This window comes from Bifidobacterium pongonis (assembly GCF_019331805.1).
Lineage (GTDB): Bacteria > Actinomycetota > Actinomycetes > Actinomycetales > Bifidobacteriaceae > Bifidobacterium > Bifidobacterium pongonis.
On record NZ_JAHBBE010000073.1, the window covers coordinates 1 to 2919 of the forward strand.

The 2919-nt window shown below is 62.2% G+C and carries 3 protein-coding genes; all 3 read left to right on the forward strand.

Annotation, left to right across the window (positions count from 1 at the left end; genetic code table 11):
• Window positions 1–511: 511 nt before the first annotated feature.
• The 3 genes from thiS (at window position 512) to KIH75_RS09945 (ending at window position 2819) form a co-directional block, all read left to right on the forward strand.
• Window positions 512–706, forward strand: coding sequence for a sulfur carrier protein ThiS (gene thiS, locus KIH75_RS09935; RefSeq protein WP_219056541.1), 195 nt, complete (start codon window positions 512–514; stop codon window positions 704–706).
• A 320-nt stretch (window positions 707–1026) separates the two neighbouring features.
• The gene (thiF, locus tag KIH75_RS09940) at window positions 1027–1740 is read left to right on the forward strand and encodes a sulfur carrier protein ThiS adenylyltransferase ThiF (RefSeq protein ID WP_219056542.1); all 714 of its coding nucleotides are present in this window, start codon (window positions 1027–1029) and stop codon (window positions 1738–1740) included.
• Window positions 1741–1904: 164 nt separating this feature from the next.
• The gene (locus KIH75_RS09945) at window positions 1905–2819 is read left to right on the forward strand and encodes a thiazole synthase (RefSeq protein WP_219056543.1); all 915 of its coding nucleotides are present in this window, start codon (window positions 1905–1907) and stop codon (window positions 2817–2819) included.
• Window positions 2820–2919 lie beyond the last annotated feature (100 nt).

A 2919-nucleotide genomic window follows, 5' to 3' on the forward strand; every position in this document is an offset into this window, starting at 1 on the left:
GATGCGCGTCGAATCGTGATTCGGTATTCAGCACGATTCAGCACGAGTCAGCGCGACTCAGTACGGCCCGGCGCAATGCGGCACAAATCAACACAGCGCGGCACGATTCAGCATGTATCGCACACCCACCACCCCACACATCACCCGCCTTGTCGCGCGGGTGCGCGAAGATGAAGGCACAACCGAACGGGAGCCGTAAGGCTGAGAGGGAGTCGCAGGACTTCGACCGAGGACTTGATGCGGGTAATGCCGCCGTAAGGAGACGGGTTGTTCGCGCCGCAGGGCGCATCTCAAACTTCCGTTCGCGATAACCGAATATCGCGTGATCAGGGTCACGGAGGGGCGCACCACCTCATAGGGTACGGCTTCTCTTCGCGACCCTTTTTTCGTACCGTGAGCGCTTCCGATGCTGGCTTCAACCGTTGGTTCCAACTGCTGATTCAGCCGCTGGCTTCAACCGTTGGCTCAACGCCAGAAACGCTTGCGGAACAACTATGAAAGGGTTATTCCAATGATCATCAATGGCAAGGAAGAGAACGTCGAGACGCCGATCAGCGTCGCCGAGCTCATCGAACGTCAGGGGTTCCGCGCCGACCGCGTGGCCGTGGAGCTCAACGGCGAGATCGTGCCCCGCACCAAGCGCGCGCAGACGCAGCTCAAGGGCACCGACACGGTGGAGATCGTCACCTTCGTGCAGGGCGGCTGATTTCGGCGTTGCGGCGGTCTGATGGAAGCGCCCGGCGTTACGTTGGACGCTTCCGTCTGATCTGCTGTGATGCGTGTGCGATACATGCTGAATCGTGCCGCGCTGTGTTGATTTGTGCCGCATTGCGCCGGGCCGTACTGAGTCGCGCTGACTCGTGCTGAATCGTGCTGAATACCGAATCACGATTCGACGCGCATCATCACAGCCCTCCAGCCCATCACCTCGCCACTCCACCACCCACCCCAACCCATCAATCACCAACCACAAACCACCAAACCACCAACCCACCAACCCGCATTCGAAACGAACGGAAACGAACCATGACTTTTGAACCATCCGCAACCCAGTCCCAAATCGACGCACGCCAGCAGGCGTTCGACAGCCTGCCCGATCCCGCCACGCTCGTCAGCCGCGAGGAGATCCGCGCCGCCTTGCTCGACCGCCACACCGCGGCCACGCAGGACAAGCTCGACGCCGCACACGTTGCCATCTGCGGCTGCGGCGGCCTCGGCTCCACCATCGCCGTGGCCCTGACCCGCATCGGCGTCGGCCACCTGCACCTCATCGACTTCGACCGCGTCGACATGACGAACCTGAACCGCCAGCAGTACTTCCTCAAGGACCTCGGCCAGTACAAGACCGAAGCGCTGCGCTCGAACCTGCGCCAAATCAACCCGTTCATCGAAATCACCATCGACACCGTCAAGGTGACCGACGACAACGTTCCCACGCTGTTCGAGAACGAAGACATCATCTGCGAGGCGTTCGACGTGCCGGAAAACAAGACCATGCTGGTCAACGCCGTGCTGGAGAACCTGCCGGACAAGAAGCTCGTGAGCGCTTCGGGCATGGCCGGATTCCGCAGTTCCAACCTGGTGCGCACGCGCCGGGTATCCAAGAACTTCTACTTCTGCGGCGACGGCGAAACCGCGCCCGTGCCGGGAGCCGGGCTGATGGCGCCGCGCGTGGGCGTGGTCGCCTGCCATGAGGCGAATATGATCACGCGTCTGATCCTCGGCGAAGAGGAGGCGTAAGCGGTTCGCGCGCGTTTGCGCGGACGCGCAGACGGATGCGCGCGCGAACGGATGTGAGCGCAAACGCACGAACCAGCAAACAGACGCAATCCCAATCGCAAGCAATCGCAAGCAAGCACAAGCAATCACAAGCAACCGCAAGCAACCACAAGAAAGGCACAACGATGAGCACCGAAAACACCATCACCACCGCAGCCGCCGACGTCGCAGCCGCGCCGAACGCCACGCTCGACGAGCTGGTCGGCACCGCCACGAACACCGCGATCCTGCCCGAACCGGACGCGCACGCCTACGACGACATCGCCACCGGCAGCAACGATCCGCTCATCCTCGGCGGGCACAAGTTCACCAGCCGTTTCATCCTCGGATCCGGTCGTTACGATCTGAACCTCATCAAGGCGACCATTGAGAACGCCGGCACGCAGATCGTCACCATGGCGCTGCGCCGCTGCCGCACCACCGAAAACAACCTGCTCGACTACATTCCGAAGGGCATCACGATGCTGCCGAACACGTCCGGCGCACGCAACGCCGAGGAGGCCGTGCGTATCGCGCGTCTGGCCCGCGAAGTGTGCCAGACGGATTTCGTGAAGGTCGAAATCGAGCATGAAACCAAGTATTTGCTGCCGGACAACGCGGAAACCATCAAGGCCACCGAGATCCTCGCCAAGGAGGGCTTCGTGGTCATGCCGTACATGTTCCCGGACCCGCTCGCGGCGAAGCGCCTGGAGGATGCGGGGGCCGCGTGCGTGATGCCGCTCGGCGCGATGATCGGTTCGAACAAGGGGCTGCGTGCGCGCGATTTCATCGAGGTCATTATCCGCAATTCGAACGTGCCGGTGATCATTGACGCCGGTATTGGGCGCCCGAGCCAGGCCGCGGAGGCTATGGAGATGGGTGCGGATGCGGTGATGGCGTACACGGCGATTGCGTCGGCGGGCAATATTCCGCTGATGGCGCGCGCGTTCAAGAACGCGATCGAGGCCGGGCGCGAGGCGTATCTGTCCGGACTGGGTGCGGTGACCGAGGACCATGCGGTGCCGTCCAGCCCGACGAACGCGGCCGATTATCTCGGCTGACTGAGGGAATCTCTCCTCCCTACCGGAATCGGACAAAATCAGCCCATTTTTGTCCGATTCCGGTCAAGACATCCCGGCAGTCCCCTAGGCTCCCCATCCC